This window comes from Ruminococcus sp. (genome assembly GCF_024684275.1).
Map to the genome: position 1 here is coordinate 18,906 of NZ_JAIKXF010000105.1, position 18,331 is coordinate 37,236.

Consider the following 18,331-nt stretch of genomic DNA (forward strand, 5'->3'; position numbering starts at 1 on the left):
TTGCGCGGGCGCACAATGTGCGCCCCTACAGCTAAAGGCTAACGACTAAAAAAGGTGCGGAGATCCGCACCTTTTGTTATTTCTTCTTTACGATATATATCTTGTCTATTCTTTCATATTGGTGTGTATAGTCTGACGTATATGCATAAGATATTCCGCCGTTTTCATCCATGACCGCATATTCTTCCTGCATTTCTCCGTTTTCATCATCAAATACTGCCCCCGTCTTTATTACCTCCGTCTGACGGCTTGTCTCATTAAAAGTCAAACTGTCGGAAGTTATGCTCAGATCGCTGTAAATGCCGTCACTGACTATGGGATAGGTTATGCCAAGCTCGGGTATTATGCAATATACAGGCATTTTGAAGTTATTTCCCCTGTTTCCGATAAACAGCATACCGTTATACATCTCTATTTCATTGCCGTAGCCGTCTATGTTTGTAATGCGATGCTCCATTTTTTTAAGGTCGTATATATGGAGCTTCACGTTGTCATACAGCACAGCTATCCCATTATCGGCGTAGATTATACGTCCCGCGGTAAAAGCCGTGGGTATACTGTATAAGTCGTTGACCAACTCTAATTTCCGCTTGCCCTCACGCTTTACAAGATAGGAATTTATGCCATTTAAAAGATAGCTGTCTATAATTTTTCCCTCGGGAGCCTCTATCTCGCTATTTTTCACGAATTTGCCCTCTCTGCTGTTGTATATATAGCTTACAGCAGGCTCGCCGCTGACATTATGATATTCCATGAGCAAAATAATTCCATAACTATCTCTGCTGAGCCATATGTTTACATCTATGCCCTTGTCCTCATAAACCACAGTCTCTTTGCCTGTTTCAAGGTCAACCCGCCTTACCTGCGTCAGCAAGTTATCATTTTCCTCGTTTTTAAAATAATAGCAGAACATAGCTCCATCTTCAAAGCATACCTCTATGGCGGAGTGTTCATCGGGAGTTTCCGCTGACCAGCTGCATATCTTCTCAGGCTCACCGCCTGCCATATCATAGCTGTAAAGCTCCCAGTCAAATACTTCCAGATTATCATACATGACATAGATATAGCATTTGTCGTTCCAGATAAAGCACTTAGTTGGCACTCCCTTTACAGGCTTATCAACAAAATTCTGCCACTGAAACACAAGCTGTCCGTTGGCGCGCTCTTCTCTTTTATTGTAATAGTCCTCGACGAATTCTGCCTTATTGCACACGGGCACCTTCTCGCCGAAGTCAAAGCTGCTTATATCAATGCTTGTGACCTCTACAGGGGGCTCCTTGTCCACTACGCTCAGGTTAAGAGTCACGTCCTTGAAATCGGTCTCGGCATACTCTTTGAATACGGGCATTCCTGTCACCTCGGGAGCTTCGCTGGTTTCCTCGCGGTAGTCACCGACTGTTTCGCTCTCTGAGGGAACAGGCTCAGGCTTTTCCCTGTCCTCACAGCCCATATTTACCGATACTGCGAAAAGTATAAGAGCTGCCGCAAATGCTCTGATTCTTCTCTTACCCATTCATTTCATCTCCGTTCACCCAGTATATTATTTCCTCGTTATCATAATCCGCGTGTTTGATCTGACCGGTATCGGGATCTCTTTCCTCATTTTTCATTATGGCAATACTCTCCTGAAAACCGAAGCTCCTGTCGCCTCTGAACGCACCAAAGCTCATGCTAACTCTCTCGTCAGATATTTCGGGGAGCTTGCAAAGAGTGAATGTAAGTCCTATTTCGGGCATAATATAGTAAATATAGCCGCTTCCGCTTTGTGGATATACAAAGAGTCCGCCCTCGAAATACTGGCACATAGTCGCTAAGCCCGAACAATCCAACACATAATGCTCCATTTTTGCCATATCAAAGATGTGGACGATATTCTTGTTACTGAGCTTGACCACCAGCCTGTCGTGGTCTGCATAGAGGATATCCAAGCCCGTGATACCTGTACTTATACGGTATTCGTCGGTAACAACGTCCAGCTTGCGCTTTCTCTCGGGCTTTTCCGTATGCGCAGCAAGCTTGCCGTATACCCGAGGAAAATTATAATCAGGATCAACGTCCGAATACACTTCTTCCTGAGTGTATGTTTTTCTTGCTATCTCTTTCCACTCGTCTTTATCGGGAAGATACTCACTATAAATTCTTTCCTGCCCCGTAATAAGGTATTTCCTGCCGTCTTTTTCTTTCCAGTGCTCAGAGGGCTGTGGTTCGTAATCGTCGGGGAGCTGCTCTAATATGTCTTTAGTGCTCAAAAAGACCATTTTATCTGCGGCATCGCCCATAAGATAGTGGGAATAACCGTCAAGATAATTCATGGGTACCAGCTTGCCGCCGTCAAGGTACATCAGACCTTTATCCCTTATGGAAAGATATACCTTTCCATTGGGCGCAGCGATAGTATCTACACCAAAGCTGTTCTCGGGATCGGAATGACGGTATATCTCCGTGACTTTGCCTGTGAGACCGCCAACTCGGAATATTGATACATCATGGAGTCCGCCTGTGCAGTACTGGTCGTAGCTGACAGCGGCGTATATATCGTTTCCGCACATACGCCAGAAGCCGATACCGCCCTTTGTGGGCTCGGTGCATAACTTCTCCCAATCTGCATTAGCCTGTTCCATATATTCTCTGTATTCATCATCTGCATTATTCTCGGCGTCGAAAACAGGCTTGTATTTATCACGGTATTCGCCCTGCTTACATGGTGAGATACGCTCGCCGAAGTCTATATCGTTCAGCTTTATGCTGTGAAGCTGAAAAGACGGCTCCTTGTCGGTCTTGGAGAGGTTTACATTGATGGTTTTGAAGTCATCCTCTTTGAATTCGCGCAGCTCGGTCTGCTGCTGGATCACAGGCTCCTCTGCCGAGCCGTCTGTCACGGTTACAGATGTATCGCCGTCTAAAGGCTTACTATCGGACTTTGTGTCCTTTTCCTCGCTGCACGAAAAGCAGCCTGTCATAAGAGTAAAAGCAGCTAATATACTGATAATTTTTTTCATAATACCGCCCCTTTCGGAAGTTTAGAAATATTCTTATATATTTAAGTGATTTCTGAGAACAAAAAAGACGAAGTTTTTATTGTTAAAATATAAAAATATTTTACAGAGTTTATTTTTATATTACTATGTTTTCGGTATCATGTCAATAGGGGGTTTATATGGGCGATGCGGGCATCAGCCCCCTGCATGGCTATTTTTGCCATAAACTTGATATTTTTTTAAAGATGTGTTATAATGTTTTTTGGCAAACGTTTAACAATGTCTATAGGAGATGAAATATGAGTACCGAAACTTTAATGAAATACGATTTCCCAGCTGAGAGCTTCAGCGAAGCTCTCCCTATAGGTAACGGACGTATCGGAGCTATGATCTATGGTACTCCTGATAAGGAGTCTATAGTCCTCAATGAAGACTCCATATGGTCGGGCGGTCTGCGCCACAGGATAAATCCCGAGGCAAAAGACGGTTTCAGGGAGGCAAGAGCTCTCCTTATGGAGGGCAAGGCTCACGAGGCTGAGGAGGTCGCTCTCAGCAAAATGAAGGGCATTTCTCCAAATATGAGGCGGTATATGCCCCTCGGCGAGCTCCACATCGACCTTGAGCTGGGCGGTAAGGCTCTCAGCTACTCACGAAGCCTCGACATCGGCAGCGCAGTTGCGGACGCTTCATTTACTGCGGCGGATATAGTCTATACAAAGGAATATTTCATATCAGCTCCCGATGAAGTCATGGTGGTGCGTATCTCGGCTTCACAGCCTCAGTCGGTATCCCTTTCCTGCTATATGGACAGCCGTGAGGATAACTTCGACGACAACCGCCCCTGTGCAGACAATATGATACTATTTAACGGCGGCACAAACGGCAGCGGAGGCATACTATATGCCGCCTGTCTCGGTGCGGCTGCCAAAAACGGCGAGGTAAAGACACTTGGCAGCAAGCTCTGCGTAAAAAATGCAGACGAGGTAATGCTGATACTCTCTGTCCGCACAAGCTTCTACAGCCAGATATTCGAGGAATCCGCTCAGCTTGATGCGGAAATGGCTATGCAGTGCGACTTTGACGAGCTCTACTACCGTCATGTCAACGACTACAGAGAGCTTTTCGAGCGCGTTGAGCTCTCTCTCAACGACAACAGCGACAATGAGGAATTAGCATTTCTCAATACAAACGAGCGTATAGACAGACTAAAAGGCAACGAGCTGGACAATCTGGACTGCCGCCGCCTTATCAACGATAACAAGCTTTTCGAGCTCTATTTCAACTTCGGAAGATATTTATTGATCTCTTGCAGCCGTGCAGGTACTCAGCCTGCAAATCTGCAGGGACTGTGGAACGAAATGACAGCTCCCCCAAACGGCAGCCGATATACCCTTAATCTCAATACCGAGATGAACTACTGGCTCGCTGAGAGCTGTAACCTTTCCGAGTGCCATATGCCACTGTTTGACCTGCTTGAGCGCGTATGCGGCAACGGCAGAGTAACTGCAAAGGAAATGTACGGCGTCAGCAAGGGATTTGTATGCCATAACTCTACGGATATATGGGGAGATACAGCTCCTCAGGACGAGCTTGCAACGTCAAGCATATGGCCTATGGGCGGTGCATGGCTGGCTATACACGTATTTGAACACTATGAATATACCCTCGACAGGGATTTCCTTGCCGAGAAATACCATATCTTAAAGGAAGCATCGGAATTCTTTACGGAATATCTCACCGCTGACGAAAAGGGCAGATTGCTGACAGGTCCGTCGGTGTCTCCCGAAAACACTTATAAAGACGAAAACGGCGTAAAAGCAAGCCTCTGCATGAGCCCTGCAATGGATTCGCAGATACTCACTGTGCTTTTTGCCGACACAATAAAGGCTGCGAATATTCTGGGCAGAGATGAGGCATTCGCCGAAAAACTTGCAGATATGCTGAGAAAGCTGCCTATGCCGAGTATCGGCAGATTCGGTCAGATAATGGAATGGCTGGAGGACTATGATGAGACCGACATCGGTCACAGACATATCTCTCAGCTCTTTGCCCTGTACCCGGCAGACCTTATAAATCCCTATAAAACACCAAAGCTTGCCGACGCTGCAAGAGCTACTCTCGTCCGCAGACTTATCAACGGCGGCAGCCATATGGGCTATAGCTGCGCATGGGTGACAAATATGTGGGCAAGACTCTATGACGGCAATATGGTCTCTGAAAACCTCAAGCGCATGATCTCACATTACTGCAACCCGAATCTTACCGACTCCAAGCCGCCTTTACAGTTAGAAGGCAACTTCGGAGCTGCAGCCGCTATCGCTGAGGCTCTTATGCAGAGCTGCGGCGGAGAGATCAATCTGCTGCCTGCACTTCCCGAGGAATGGACTAACGGTCACATCAAGGGGCTTCGTGCAAAGGGCGGCTTCACCGTTGACATATACTGGGCTGAAAGCAGGCTCTGCTATGCCGACATCACCTCACATCTCGGCGGAGAGCTCCGCCTGAGGGCTAATACCGCTGTAACCGCAGCCTGCGGCGGAGAAACAGTTGACTGCGTTATCGAGGACGGCGTTATCATCATCAATACCGAAGAGGGTAAGACATACAATATCAAAGCCTGATAAAACAGGAGGATCAAATGGATATTCGCAAGATAATGGCTCTCGCCTGTGCTGTGGGAGCTGCCGCTTCGGCTTTCGCCGCCTGCGACAAGAAAAACAAAATGACGGCTTCTGTGCCTATAATAGAGGAAACTACCGCTAAAAAGCCTACAGAGCCCACTACTACCATACCTGTTGAGACCTTTCCCGACTATCCCGTTACCTATCCCGAGATAGAGAAAAAAACCTCGGGCAATCTCTACGAGGCAGAAAAGGCAGAGCTGAAGGGCGGTGCGAAGGCTGCCACAGACCTGCCCGAATTCAGCGGCGACGGCTATGTCACAGGCTTCGGCAGCGAGGGCAAGGCTTCGGTGGTATTTGAGATAGATGTGCCAAGCAATCAGCACTATGACCTTTCATTCAATATCTCAACGGACAGCGCTGTTACCTGCCGCCTGAAGCTGGGCGACGAGCAGCTGACAGAGTTCAGAACTACTGACAACGGAAAGTTCACATATATCACCATATACGGCGTTTTCCTCACAAAGGGCAAGCAAAAGCTGGAGATCACTCCCGTAAACGGTGATATGTACCTTGATTACCTTAAAATCGAGAACAATACCTCACTCAGCGATATAAGCTATGACGCAAAGGGCGAGCTTGTAAACAAAAAGGCAGGAGAATCCGCAAAGGAGCTTATGTCATTCCTGTCCGAGAACTACGGAAAATACATGATAACAGGTCAGTACGCCTACGGCGGCGGCAACTCTGAGCTGGACCTTGTTTACCGCACTACGGGAAAATATCCCGTTATACGCTTCTCTAATTTTGAAGTGCCCGACAACAGCTACGACGCAAGCTTCAAGGAGGTCGATGCTGCGGCTGAATGGTACCTGAACGGCGGTATTTCCTGCGTGAGCTGGTACTGGAAGGCTCCCTCTGAGAAAAAGAGCGGCATCCGCACAGAGGATACGGATTTTGATATTTCCAAAGCTGTGACTGATAAGGAGATAGCCGAGCTTACTGAGGAGGAGCTCCGCGAGCTCTACAGCAAGGGCGATATTTCCAGAGAATGCTACGGTCTTCTCCTTGATATAGACAATATGGCAGGTCAGCTCACCTCACTTAAAAACAGAGGAGTGCCTGTGCTTTGGAGACCTCTCCCCGAGGGCTGCGGCAACTGGTACTGGTGGGGCGCAAAGGGCGCAGAGAGCTATAAATGGCTCTGGCAGCTAATTTACGACCGATTTACAAAATATTTTGAGCTGGATAACCTCATCTGGATATGGAACGGTCAGAGCAACAGCGCTATGGTGGACAAACGCACCTTTGATATTGCCTCAGTTGACCTATACTTCAGCGGCGAAAAGGACTACGGCAGCCGATTCTATGAGGAATTTGCAGCAGTACAGAAATTTACCGGCACAGATAAGCTCATTGCCATAAGCGAATGCGGCAGCGTTCCCGATATGGATACGTCTTTCCGCGACAATGCGGTATGGTCATTCTTCGGCGTATGGTACGGCAAGTATGTTCAGAACGAAAACGGCGAATATAACGAGGAATTCACCAGCAAGGACGCTCTTATAAGGGCTTATAACTCAGACGGTGCCATGACTTTGGACGAATACAGGAAAATGCGCGGCATTGAGCCAAAAGAAAATACATCAGAAGCGGAGACCTCCGCAGAAACTACTTCCAAATAACGAAAAGAGGTGCGGAATGAACGACGAATTTTCACCATTAAGGCATAATTCCCCGTCACAGGACGAACTGACAGTAAAAATGCTCCACGAGGTGTCCCGCAACGACCACTCCGCCACAAGCTTCAAGATGTGGGACACGCTGGTGCTTATGCCATTTTCAAGAAACGAAGACATCTTTCTCTTTATGGAGGAGGACTTCGCTATGTTCAATACGGGAAGCAAGACCTTTTCCGAGCTGAGAACAGAGGCGCAGAAAGCTGCCGAAAAAAAATATGCCCTCAAGGGCAATGTAACTCTTGAAAAAATATACGACATATTCATGAAGATAAGCGGTCTTCCGCCTGCGGCAAGGGAAAAGCTGATGACAAGGGAATGTGACCTTGTTGAGCATTTCGCCTTTCCGCGTAAAATGGGAAAGCTTCTTTTCGATAAAGCAAAGGACTGCCGCCACAAGGTCATAGTGGTCTCGGATTCCTATTATCCGAGAGATGTGGTGGTAAAGATACTATGCAGCTGCGGCTACGGCTCATATGACGCTTTAGTTATCCCTGCCGAGCAGAATATCCCCGATTCCGCAGGCAGCGCCTACCTCGACGCTGTTATTAAAAAATCGGGCACAAGCGCAGGGAATGTCCTTCATATAGGCGGAAACTTTGCAAATGACGTTGAAGCGCCAATCGTCAAGGGTATGCGCTCGCTGATGCTTCAGCCTGTGCTGAATCTTATGGTAAAGTCAGGCAGACTTCGCGGCTACGTGGAGGAGGAACACCTCTACGACATAGACGAGGATAAATTCATGGCTCTGCGATGCGCCTTTGCGCTTTATGCCGCCTATGGCTTTGATATACCTCAGACAAAAATACCTAAAAGCGACTTCTGCGGCGATGACCATATGATAGGCTTTATGATCCTGGGACCTCTGGGCTTCATTGAGGACTTTGAGTCCGAAAATGACGAGCAGAAGGCTCTTATTGAAGGCATGAAGAACAATAAGGGCATTATGGACGGAAAAAGAGATTTTGAGGAGATGCTGGACTTCCACTTCGGAGACTTTCTCAGGAAATACGGCGGCGAAGGCTGTCAGCTGCCGCTAAAATTTCTCGAAAAACACAGCTATATCGGCGATAGAAATAAAATAATACCCTATCTTTCCGATAATGTGAAGAAAAAGTGGAGCAAAGCTGCCAGCGAGCCTAAGCTTGCCCCCGTTCATACAGAAACAGTCAAAAAGAACGCTTTGCAGAAGCTTGCCGACAAGCTTTTCCCCGAGGGTACAAGGGTGAGAGAAATGTCGGAGGGCGTCCTACACAGAAAAAAGCGGAAATAACTGCTTTATTCATAAATTTTCAGTTTTATGCGACAGCGGCTTTCGACGGCGATTTATTATACTTATATTTTACGGCATTTCCCGAATAAATAACGCAGAAAGTCTCATAATTAGCCGTTGCTGCTCCTTTTGCCATGTGTTATCATTAATCTTGCGGTAAAAATTCCGCCATGCAAAAGGAGGTATAAAATATGAATAACAAAATCAAGGTACTTATCGGCGACGACTCTGCCGAAACAGGCGTAAGCACAGCCAATAAGCTCCGCGAAAAGGGTATGTATGCCTATACAAGGCGCAAGGACTGCGGCGTTATACTGGAATCCATAAAAAAGGATCCCCCTGACGCTGCTGTACTGGATATATCGTCACAAAACGGCGATATTATCTCCCTTATGAAAAATGTACGTGAAATGGGTGTAAAACCGCCTGTTTTCATCGTCACCTCTGCCTATGACAACGAGTTCATAGAGAAACAGGTCATCGAGAACGGTGCTTCAAAATTCCTGCTCCGTCCTTGCAGTGCAGACGACTTGTGTGCCGCTATAAACTCGGCTCTCGGCGACAGAGCAAGCAGCTTCAGCGACGATATGGAGGTAGTAGTCACTGATATGATACACCAGCTGGGCGTTCCTGCCCATATAAAGGGTTATCACTATCTCAGAACGGCTATACTCTACTCAATAGAGGATAAAACTCTGCTTGACAGCGTTACAAAGCTGCTTTATCCCACTGTGGCTGGTATCTACGATACTACGTCCTCGCGCGTTGAACGCGCTATCCGTCATGCTATCGAGATAGCATGGGACAGAGGAAACGTGGATACTCTCAATTCCTTTTTCGGCTACACCGTAGATACGGGAAAAGGCAAGCCCACAAATTCGGAATTCATCGCACTTATCACCGATAAGCTCAGACTGCGATATAAATCAGCGCTGAGAACGCATTGATAATGTATAAGCCGTGATGATCCCGAATATCATATTAAATAATGTGTCTTCAATAACCGCTGTAATGCGGTATTGCCCTGAACCTTGTTCAGGGGGTGCAAATTCTTTATAAAATATTGAATTTGTACTTCACATTTCTTTATATCATGCTCATTTTGCCCTATCGGGCAAAACAAAGCGCAGGAAAATAATTGGAATATTTATTTTTTCCCGCACTTTGATAAAAAAATATTTTAAAGAGGAGATCAATCATGGCTTTCAGAAAAATTGCGATCAATGAGCTTTCATTCAACCCCTTCGATAAGATTGGAAAACAGTGGATGCTTCTCACAGGCGGCAATAAGGATAATTTCAATACCATGACCGCCTCATGGGGACAGCTGGGTGTACTCTGGAACAAGAACGTCCTTACCTGCTATATAAGACCTACTCGCTATACCTATGGATATATCGAGGATAACGAGTGCTTTACAGCTTCATTCCTCGGCGAGGAATACAGAAATGCCCTTTCCTTCTGCGGCTCAAATTCGGGCAGAGACTGCGACAAGGCAAAGGAAGCAGGGCTCACTCCTGCTGAAATAGACGGCTGTATGACATTTGCAGAGGCAGAGCTGGTTATTATATGCCGTAAGCTTTACAGCTATGAACTGCAGGAGAGCGGATTTGTTACAGATGACGGTATTCCTGAGAAATTCTTCAACGGCGATCCTTATCACCGTGCATACATTTCAGAAATAACAGGCGTATACGTAAAGGAATAAAAAACACTGTTTTAAAGGAGAGATCAGATGAAAAGCAACAACATTTTTAAAAATATCGCAAAACAGAACGGCGTAAGTGAAGAAGAAGTCAAGCGTGAGATCGAAAAGTCAATTGCAGAAGCGTGTAAAGATCCTAACGCGCCTATAAATAAGATCGGCAAGGGCAAGGTTCCTACTCCTGAGGAAGTAATGGAGCACGTTCTCCGCGAGGTTGCTAAATCTAAGATGAGTTAAGAAAAAGGCGTGATAAACTTTGTTTATCACGCCTTTTTAGTGATTAGTTGTTAGTTATTAGTGATTAGTTAAAAGAAGCCCGATTATTTTATAACTTTTTGCTTGGATATTTTGCCTTTTCATCTGTAAGCCCGAGTATATAATCAGTACTTGTATCATAAAGCTCTGCAAGCTTGATTATAACCTCTACCGGCACATCACGGAGTCCGCGCTCATACTTGGAGTAGAGAGACTGGTCGCAGAAAAGATATTCCGACACTTCGCGCTGTGTTTTGTCGCTGTCCTCGCGCAGATTCCTTATTCTGACGAACATACTTTCCCTCCCATATTTGTAAATTTACAAATTTCTATACTTATTATAAAACAGGAGAGATATTCTCTGAATGTTATAGGACAAATAGTCCTATTTGCGTTTTTTGTTAAATTTACAAATATGTTATTTACATAAAGATTTGTAAATTACGTGGAAAGTGTTGACAAATATGTTCAAAGCAGATATAATATTAATAGGACAATTTGTCCTATTAACAGCAAAGGAGCTTTACTATGAAATGTATCTTATGTGCAAAGGAAATACACGGAGAAAAAGTCAAATGGCTGAATGAAAGCAGTCCTCTTTGTGAGAAATGCGCTGCGATTACTTCGGAACAGACAGAAACGAATTACGAACCAGCCTATTCTGATAGCGAAAAAAACAAAACAGGTGCAATGATACAGACAGTTGCCTTTATTATCTGGATATTTGGTGCAATAGCCGCTATAATAGCATTTGCCGCTACGGGAGCTTCGCTAATTAGCCTTATCAGTTATCTATTCGCAGTTTTCGTTTCGGGACTTCTTATGTACGGACTGGGTGAGATAATAATACTCCTCGGGCAGATAAAGGATAGACTGCCAAATAAATGGAGATAACTCTCAATTCTCAGCTTTCAACTCTCAACTGAAATAAAAACATCCCCTTGCAGACCGTGAGTCGTCCGCAAGGGGATTTTGATTCTTATATGATAAGAGACCGATTACTCAGCAGAGTTGAGCTTCTTAGCGAGCTGTGACTTCTTTCTTGCAGCCTTATTCTTGTGCATAAGACCCTTTGCGCAAGCCTGATCAACTCTCTTGATAGCAACCTTGATTGCCTCTGCCTTATCAGCAGCGCCTGTTGCTACAGCTGCGTCAGCCTTCTTGAGAACAGTCTTGAGATTGGACTTTCTTGCCTTGTTAGCAGCAGCCTTTGTAGCATTGACCTTTACTCTCTTCTTTGCAGACTTAATGTTTGGCATTTTGTTACACCTCCTTGGATAATGCAGACTGTATATTCGTCCGCATCTTAACAGATAATAGGAGCAAACACGGGTTCGTTCACTCCCGACAGCTGCAACGCACAGCTGCCATACTGAGACAACTATAATTATAGCATTTTTCCACATTGTTTTCAATAGTTAAAAGTGAAATAATCCTTAGAAATATTTTCCACAATTAAAGCAATATGCACAATATGGAGGAAATCATGGAATTACGCACCGATCTGGCTCTTGAGAGCTTTTCCGCAGACAGCCTTCCCGAAACCGTTCATCTAAGGTCACGGGGCAGGGCTTTCAGAATCACCGAAATAACCATTGACGACGACAGCTGCCTCGAAACTATCGGCAAGGGAAAAGGACGTTACATCACCCTTGAAGGCAGCAGTTTAAGCCGATTTTCCGACGATTATCAGCTCATGGCTCAGGAGCTGTCACAGGAGCTCTCGGCACTTCTCCCCGAGGGTGAGGTCCTTGTGGTGGGACTTGGCAATAATGATATTACTCCCGACGCTATCGGTCCTCAGACCGCCGCAAAGGTCCTTGCTACGCGGCATTTGCGTGATGAGACAGACAGCGGTGAGGAGCTATTCCTCACTTCGCTTCGCCCTGTAAGTGCCTTTGCAGGGGGAGTAATGGGGCAGACAGGCATAGAGACCGCAGAGGTAGTACGTGCTGTATCGGCAGAGCTGAGACCTGCCGCAATAATCGCTGTTGACGCTCTTGCCTGCACGGATATAAGCCGCCTCGGCACTACCATACAGCTCACCGACACGGGTATCTCCCCGGGCAGCGGCGTTTCCAACGAGAGAAAGGAGCTCTCGAAAAAGGTCATGGGTGTGCCTGTTATCGCCGTGGGAGTCCCCACAGTTGTGGATATGCATACCATAGTGAGAAGTCTCACGGGCAAAAGAATAAACGGAGAGCTGCCAAATATGATGGTAACTCCCCGTGATATAGACCGCCTGACGGAAAGAGCCTCTCAGCTCCTTGCATTCGGGATAAATCTTGCCTTGCAGCCAACTCTCAGCTTTGAGGACGTAAGAGGGCTGTTTTAAATTCGGAATGCGGAATTAGGAATTATTAGGTGTGGAATAATCAAAATATTCGGGGCGATGTGGTCATCGCCTCCTACAATACGGTTAATCATATTTGTTACGTTAGGCGCGGACTGCCAAAGGCAGCCCCTACATTCCGCATATAATAATATACAATGCGCCGTAAGCGATGTACAGGTAACGGTTTTGGAAAAAGCGAGCGAGCTTGCAAGCGGCAACGTGGCAGCGGTCGAGCTGGCTCAGCTCGTCACCACATGAATTCAACATCAGGAGCTTTCACCATGTTTATCTCGGGCTCAGGCTGGGCGAGCTGCTGCTCCTTTTCTTCCCTGAGGATAGCCTTTGCAAGCTCCTCATCTTCAACTATCTCGTGGAAATAGTCGTTTACAGGCTGCAATGCCTTGAATACTTCAATAGCGTGGTCGGCTATTTTATGGGAGAAAAGCTCCTCGGGGCTGCTTACCCTTGTGTAAAGACTAAGTCCCTTTTTTATGAAGTATTTCTCCAGCTTCGGCTCGGGACAGGGCTTTTTGCGCTTGTACTCGTCGCCGCCGATTGTGAGTCCGTACTTTTCAACAATTTCGTCCACCATGTTGACAAACGAGTCGGAGTCCTCAAGAAGTCCGCTGCGGAAGCGCTCCATAACTGCGGCTTCGGGCTTTGAGATACGGAAGCCGAACTCTGCTCCCTCGGGAGAAAGCTCGAAATACAGGGTAGGAGTCTTGCTCCAGTACCATGCATCATAGCGGACATATATCCACATAGTGTCACGATAGTGGAGATATGGCGCGAAATTCTCGTCGCGGTATATCCTGCCCACCTTGTACATCATGCCGTCAATATCTGAAAACGGCGCAAAAAGCTCCTCGCCCAAAGCCTTCATGGGCTCGAATATCTTTCCGGTGTATACAGCCTTTCGCGGCTCGAACCATTCCTTATTGTTGTTATGCCTTATACCAAGCAGGAATTCCAGTGCTTCCTGCGAAAAACCCTGAAACATTTCATTCTCCTTTTGTGTGTCTGTGTAGGGACGCCGCCCCCTACAATATAATAACGTATATTTGCGGAAGCGTCAAGCGTTTTTTTATGGTATTATTGATCCGCAAGCTAATCCTTAGGAAAACAATAAGTCCACCTTTTGTGCACAGAATGTTTCATTTATTGCTGACTTTTTCATATTTAGTTCAAAATTTGCGCTGTCAGTTGACTTCATTTAGTGATAATGTTATACTGAAATTGCCAAATATCAGCATTTATTAAACTTTTAGTTCAAAAAACATCGCTTCAGACTTTCAGATAACTTTAAGATTATTTTAAGACTATTTCTTTATTATCTATTTAAGATATATCGAAAAAACGGGCGGTTTTAAGCTCAAAACATGAAAAATTACATTGGAGGGACGTTTTATGTTCAAGAAATCAGCTATGCGAACAGGCGCAGGAATCATGAGTCTTGCTATGCTCCTCGGCACAGCAGGTCTTATGCCTGTACAACAGGCTGCTGCGGCAGGCTCTGTTACAATCAATGAGGTATGCCCTAAGAACGGCTCATATACTGCACCTGACGGCGGTACATATGACTGGATAGAGCTCTACAACGGTTCAGGAAGCGCTGTAGACATCAGCGGCTGGGGCATCACAGATAAGGAGGATACTCCTTATCGCTACACTATCCCCGAGGGTACTACTCTTCAGGCAGGCGGCAGAAAGGTGATCTTCTGCGACGGCACAGCAGGCGAGACAAACAAGGAAATAGCTCCTTTCGGTCTTTCCACAAGCGGCGAGACTCTCACACTTACAGATAAATCAGGCAATATAGCTTCACAGGTAACATTCGGCGATATGGCTAAGGATACTTCCTACGGTCAGTACCCCGACGGCAGCGGCGAGTACTTTGTTCTTGCAGGCACTCCTAACGCTGAAAACAGAGCTCCCGAGGGCTCAAACGCAGTAAGAACTCCCGGCTTCTCAGCAGAGAGCGGATTTTATGACAGCGGCTTCTCACTTTCTATCGAAGTACCACAGGGTACTACAGTTTACTATACAACAGACGGAAGCGATCCAACAGCTTCTTCACTTAAATATTCTTCTCCGCTGACAATCAAGGACATGACAAGCGAGCCCAACAAGTACAGTGCGAGAACTGACATCACAGCTTATACAGATATTCTTGCTCCCGATGAGGGCGTTCTCAAGGCAGCTGTAGTTCGTGCAATCGCTGTTGACTCACAGGGCAGAGCAAGTGATATAATCACAAAGACATACTTCGTTGGCTCAGCTAACGTTGAAAGATACAAGAAGATGAAGGTCGTTTCTCTTGTTACAGATCCTGCAAATCTCTTAGATTACGACAAGGGTATCTACGTTCTTGGTAAGGTTTACGACCAGGGCGGCGGAGGCATGACTTTCCCTGGCATGGGCGGCAACTGGGGCAACCCCGGACAGGGACAGCAGCAGCCGGCTCAGGGACAGAATGGCCAGCAGCCTGCATGGAACTTCGGTGACCAGCAAGGTCAGGCAGGTCAGCAGCAGGGACAGCAGCAGGGCTGGAACTTCGGCGACCAGCAGGGTCAGGCAGGTCAGCAGCAGGGACAGAACGGTCAGCAGGCAGGCGGATTTGACTTTAGTCAGTTCGGCGGCGCAGCAGGCGGTGACGCTCAGCAGAACTGGGGCAACTTCCAGCTCGGCGGCGCAGGCGGTCCTGCGGTAAATGCAGATGAGGACGTTCAGCAGGGCGGCTTTAACATGGGCGGTCAGCAGGCTGGCGGATTCGACTGGAGCCAGTTCGGCGGTGCAGCAGGCGGTGACGCTCAGCAAGGCGGCGGCTTCGGCGGCTTTGGCGGCGGTCAGCAGGCAGGCGGTGGTCAGCAGGCTGGCGGCGGTTTCGGCGGCGGAATGGGCGGCTTCAACATGGGCGACATGGCATTCATGGCTCAGGCTAACTACAACCAGAAGGGCGCTGAATGGGAGCGTCCTGCAAGTATCGAGATATTCGACGGCGGAAAGAGCGTAGTTTCCCAGAATGTTGGCATCAGAACAAAGGGTGCTGCTTCACGTGCATGGGCTCAGAAGAGCTTCAACATCTTCGCTCGTCAGGATTACGGCAAGAGCAGCGTTGATTACGACCTCTTTGAGGGCAAGTCCACAAAGGAAAAGAATAACAAAGTCATCGACACATTCGACGGCTTCACTATAAGAAACGGCGGAAACGACAATATGGCAGGCTTCTTCCGTGACTCGGTGAACCAGTCTCTCGTTGGCGACAGAGATATGACCACACAGGCTACAAGCGAGTGCATACTCTTTATCGACGGCGAATTCTGGGGCATTTATCAGCTTATGGAGAAGTATAACTCTGATTACTTCAAGTCACACTACGGTATCAAGAAGAACGATGTTGCTTTCATCAAGAACGGTACTCTTGAGGACGGTAAGGATCAGGATCTCTCCGACTGGAACAGCCTTCTCAGCCAGATCTCAAGTGCAGATATGACAAGCGATGCAGCATATCAGCAGATAGCTCAGAAGCTTGATATCCAGAGCTTTATCGACTACTTTGCAGCTCAGATATACTGGGCTAACCACGACTGGCCAAACAACAACACAGGTGTATGGCGCGCAGACACAGTTGATGAGACTAATCCTTACGCAGACGGCAAGTGGCGTATGGTCCTGTTTGATACAGAGTATTCTGCAAACCTTGCAGATAAGGTAAATGAGGTAGGTCCTACATACAACAGCTTCAGCCAGTTCGGCGGCGGCGGTATGGGAGGCTGGGGCGGCTTCATGGGAGGCGGCGGCTCTATCAGCGGAGCTTTCACAAATCTCATGAAGAACGCAGAATTCAAGAAGCAGTTCGAGCTCAGCTTCATGGATATGGCAAACTACAACTTCGACACAAACAAGACAACAGCTGCTATCAACTACTACAAGGGCTTCAAGCAGCAGATACTCGATACATACAAGCGCTTCCCGTCATCTAAGAACATCCACAATGAGTCTACTTTCGATCAGGATTATCAGCTCCTTGAGACATTCTACAATACAAGATACAGCAATGTTACAAGCCAGATGAAGAACTACATGGGACTCACAGGCAGTCTTGCAAGCGTATCCGTAAGCAATGACGGCAGCAAGGGCTCTGTCAAGTTCAATACTATCAAGCTTGATGACTCACTCAGCACATGGAGCGGTAAGTACTTCACAGACTATCCTGTAACTGTAAAGGCTACAGCTAAGGAAGGCTACAGCTTCGATCACTGGGAGGTAACAGGCGCTAACGTAAGCAATACATCATCAGACGAGATAACAGTTCCTGTAAGTGAGGGCGTTTCTATCAAGGCAGTATACAAGCAGGGCAGTGCTCCAGCAGCAACAACAACAACAACAAAGCCTGTAACTACCACTACAAAGGCAACTACTACCACAAGAGTACAGTTCACAACAACTACTACAGTAAAGCCTAACGGTTCAAAGGTAACAAAGTACGGCGACGCTAACTACGACGGTCAGTTAGACCTTGCAGACGCAGTTATCATCATGCAGAGCCTTGCTAATCCTAATAAATTCGGTATAAACGGCTCTGATTCACATCACATCACAGAGACAGGATATGCAAATGCTGATGTAACAGGCAACAACGACGGTGTTACTACAGGCGACGCTCAGGCTATTCAGAGCTATCTCCTCGGTCTCATCAAGGAGCTTCCTACTAAATAATCGAATTCTACTATACCACCTTCATAAAAAACAGCGAAGAAAAATTCTTCGCTGTTTTTTTATATCCTGTTTATGATTTTACCTCTGTATAATAATACACTGCAAGCTGAGTTCTGTCGCGAAGCTCAAGCTTATCAAGGAGATTGCTGATATAATTTCGGATAGTTCCCTCGCCGAGGAATATCTTTTCCGATATTTCCTTATTGCTGAGACCTAATGCCACAAGCTCCATTATCTCCCGCTCCTTGTCGCTTATGCCGTGTGCCGCAAAGTCGAACTTCTTAGGCACTGTCAGCTCAGGGAGCTTGTTTATTATCTTGCTGCCGAATATGCTCTGTCCGCGCATTACCGCGTCAAGGGCAGGAGCTATGCCGTCAAAATCCTGCTTGAGTATATAGCCCTTTGCACCCATATTCAGCGCCTTGACTATATATTCATCATCGGAAAATGTGGTCAGGTAGAGTATCCTCGCCTCGGGAGCTTCTTTAAGTATTTTTTCGCCTGCTTCAATACCCGTCATGCCCTCCATACGTATATCCATCAGCATTATATCAGGGCAGTGACTGCGGTAGAGCTCTATTGCCTCCTCTCCGCTATAGCCCATTGCGGAAACAGTAACATTGCCTGTGCTTTCAAGTATTGTTTTCAGCGACAGCGCCACAAGCTTATCGTCGTCTATAACTACTATGTTCATAGGATCTCCTTA

The 18,331-nt window shown here is 46.7% G+C and carries 15 protein-coding genes; 9 read left to right on the forward strand and 6 right to left on the reverse strand.

The annotated features are described in order from the left end of the window. Positions 1 to 76: 76 nt before the first annotated feature. The gene (locus K5677_RS12040) at positions 77 to 1,513 is read right to left on the reverse strand and encodes a hypothetical protein (protein WP_296728386.1); all 1,437 of its coding nucleotides are present in this window, start codon (positions 1,511 to 1,513) and stop codon (positions 77 to 79) included. Continuing rightward, on the reverse strand, positions 1,506 to 2,999 hold the full coding sequence (locus K5677_RS12045; protein ID WP_296728388.1) for a hypothetical protein: 1,494 nt from the start codon (positions 2,997 to 2,999) through the stop codon (positions 1,506 to 1,508). The genes K5677_RS12040 and K5677_RS12045 overlap by 8 nt, the downstream gene beginning before the upstream one ends. Before the next feature lie 278 nt (positions 3,000 to 3,277). On the opposite strand from K5677_RS12045, the gene K5677_RS12050 reads away from it, so the two are divergent. The 6 genes from K5677_RS12050 (at position 3,278) to K5677_RS12075 (ending at position 10,553) form a co-directional block, all read left to right on the forward strand. After that, entirely contained in the window at positions 3,278 to 5,599 is a 2,322-nt protein-coding gene (locus K5677_RS12050) for a glycoside hydrolase family 95 protein (RefSeq protein WP_296728389.1), read from the forward strand. A gap of 17 nt (positions 5,600 to 5,616) precedes the next feature. Continuing rightward, on the forward strand, positions 5,617 to 7,284 hold the full coding sequence (locus K5677_RS12055) for a glycosyl hydrolase (protein WP_296728392.1): 1,668 nt from the start codon (positions 5,617 to 5,619) through the stop codon (positions 7,282 to 7,284). Between the two features lie 16 nt (positions 7,285 to 7,300). Beyond that, positions 7,301 to 8,611, forward strand: a complete 1,311-nt coding sequence (locus K5677_RS12060) for a hypothetical protein (RefSeq protein WP_296728395.1) — start codon at positions 7,301 to 7,303, stop codon at positions 8,609 to 8,611. Positions 8,612 to 8,802: 191 nt separating this feature from the next. After that, positions 8,803 to 9,558 carry a sporulation transcription factor Spo0A gene (spo0A, locus tag K5677_RS12065; protein WP_296728398.1) on the forward strand — a complete coding sequence of 252 codons (756 nt, stop codon included), beginning with the start codon at positions 8,803 to 8,805 and terminating at the stop codon, positions 9,556 to 9,558. A 251-nt stretch (positions 9,559 to 9,809) separates the two neighbouring features. After that, positions 9,810 to 10,319 (forward strand): flavin reductase, encoded by a 510-nt coding sequence (locus K5677_RS12070; protein ID WP_296728401.1) that lies wholly within the window; start codon positions 9,810 to 9,812, stop codon positions 10,317 to 10,319. 27 nt (positions 10,320 to 10,346) lie between these two features. Continuing rightward, the gene (locus K5677_RS12075; protein WP_296728403.1) at positions 10,347 to 10,553 is read left to right on the forward strand and encodes a hypothetical protein; all 207 of its coding nucleotides are present in this window, start codon (positions 10,347 to 10,349) and stop codon (positions 10,551 to 10,553) included. Between the two features lie 88 nt (positions 10,554 to 10,641). On the opposite strand, the gene K5677_RS12080 is transcribed toward K5677_RS12075, so the two are convergent. Then, positions 10,642 to 10,866, reverse strand: coding sequence for a helix-turn-helix transcriptional regulator (locus K5677_RS12080; protein WP_296728406.1), 225 nt, complete (start codon positions 10,864 to 10,866; stop codon positions 10,642 to 10,644). A 233-nt stretch (positions 10,867 to 11,099) separates the two neighbouring features. Here K5677_RS12080 and K5677_RS12085 point away from each other — a divergent pair, with 233 nt between their 5' ends. Then, positions 11,100 to 11,465 carry a hypothetical protein gene (locus K5677_RS12085; RefSeq protein ID WP_296728409.1) on the forward strand — a complete coding sequence of 122 codons (366 nt, stop codon included), beginning with the start codon at positions 11,100 to 11,102 and terminating at the stop codon, positions 11,463 to 11,465. Positions 11,466 to 11,569: 104 nt separating this feature from the next. Here K5677_RS12085 and rpsT read toward each other — a convergent pair whose 3' ends face one another. Continuing rightward, on the reverse strand, positions 11,570 to 11,830 hold the full coding sequence (rpsT, locus tag K5677_RS12090; protein ID WP_024861246.1) for a 30S ribosomal protein S20: 261 nt from the start codon (positions 11,828 to 11,830) through the stop codon (positions 11,570 to 11,572). A 227-nt stretch (positions 11,831 to 12,057) separates the two neighbouring features. Between rpsT and gpr the strand changes: the two genes are divergently transcribed. Next, positions 12,058 to 12,906: a GPR endopeptidase gene (gene gpr / locus K5677_RS12095; RefSeq protein ID WP_296728412.1), complete on the forward strand. Its 849-nt coding sequence runs from the start codon at positions 12,058 to 12,060 to the stop codon at positions 12,904 to 12,906. Between the two features lie 247 nt (positions 12,907 to 13,153). Here the strand turns inward: gpr and K5677_RS12100 are convergent, their stop codons facing one another. Continuing rightward, positions 13,154 to 13,906: a DUF2461 family protein gene (locus tag K5677_RS12100; protein ID WP_296728413.1), complete on the reverse strand. Its 753-nt coding sequence runs from the start codon at positions 13,904 to 13,906 to the stop codon at positions 13,154 to 13,156. Positions 13,907 to 14,313: 407 nt separating this feature from the next. On the opposite strand from K5677_RS12100, the gene K5677_RS12105 reads away from it, so the two are divergent. Then, the gene (locus K5677_RS12105) at positions 14,314 to 17,625 is read left to right on the forward strand and encodes a CotH kinase family protein (RefSeq protein WP_296728415.1); all 3,312 of its coding nucleotides are present in this window, start codon (positions 14,314 to 14,316) and stop codon (positions 17,623 to 17,625) included. A gap of 70 nt (positions 17,626 to 17,695) precedes the next feature. Here K5677_RS12105 and K5677_RS12110 read toward each other — a convergent pair whose 3' ends face one another. After that, positions 17,696 to 18,319 (reverse strand): response regulator transcription factor, encoded by a 624-nt coding sequence (locus tag K5677_RS12110; RefSeq protein WP_296728417.1) that lies wholly within the window; start codon positions 18,317 to 18,319, stop codon positions 17,696 to 17,698. Positions 18,320 to 18,331 lie beyond the last annotated feature (12 nt).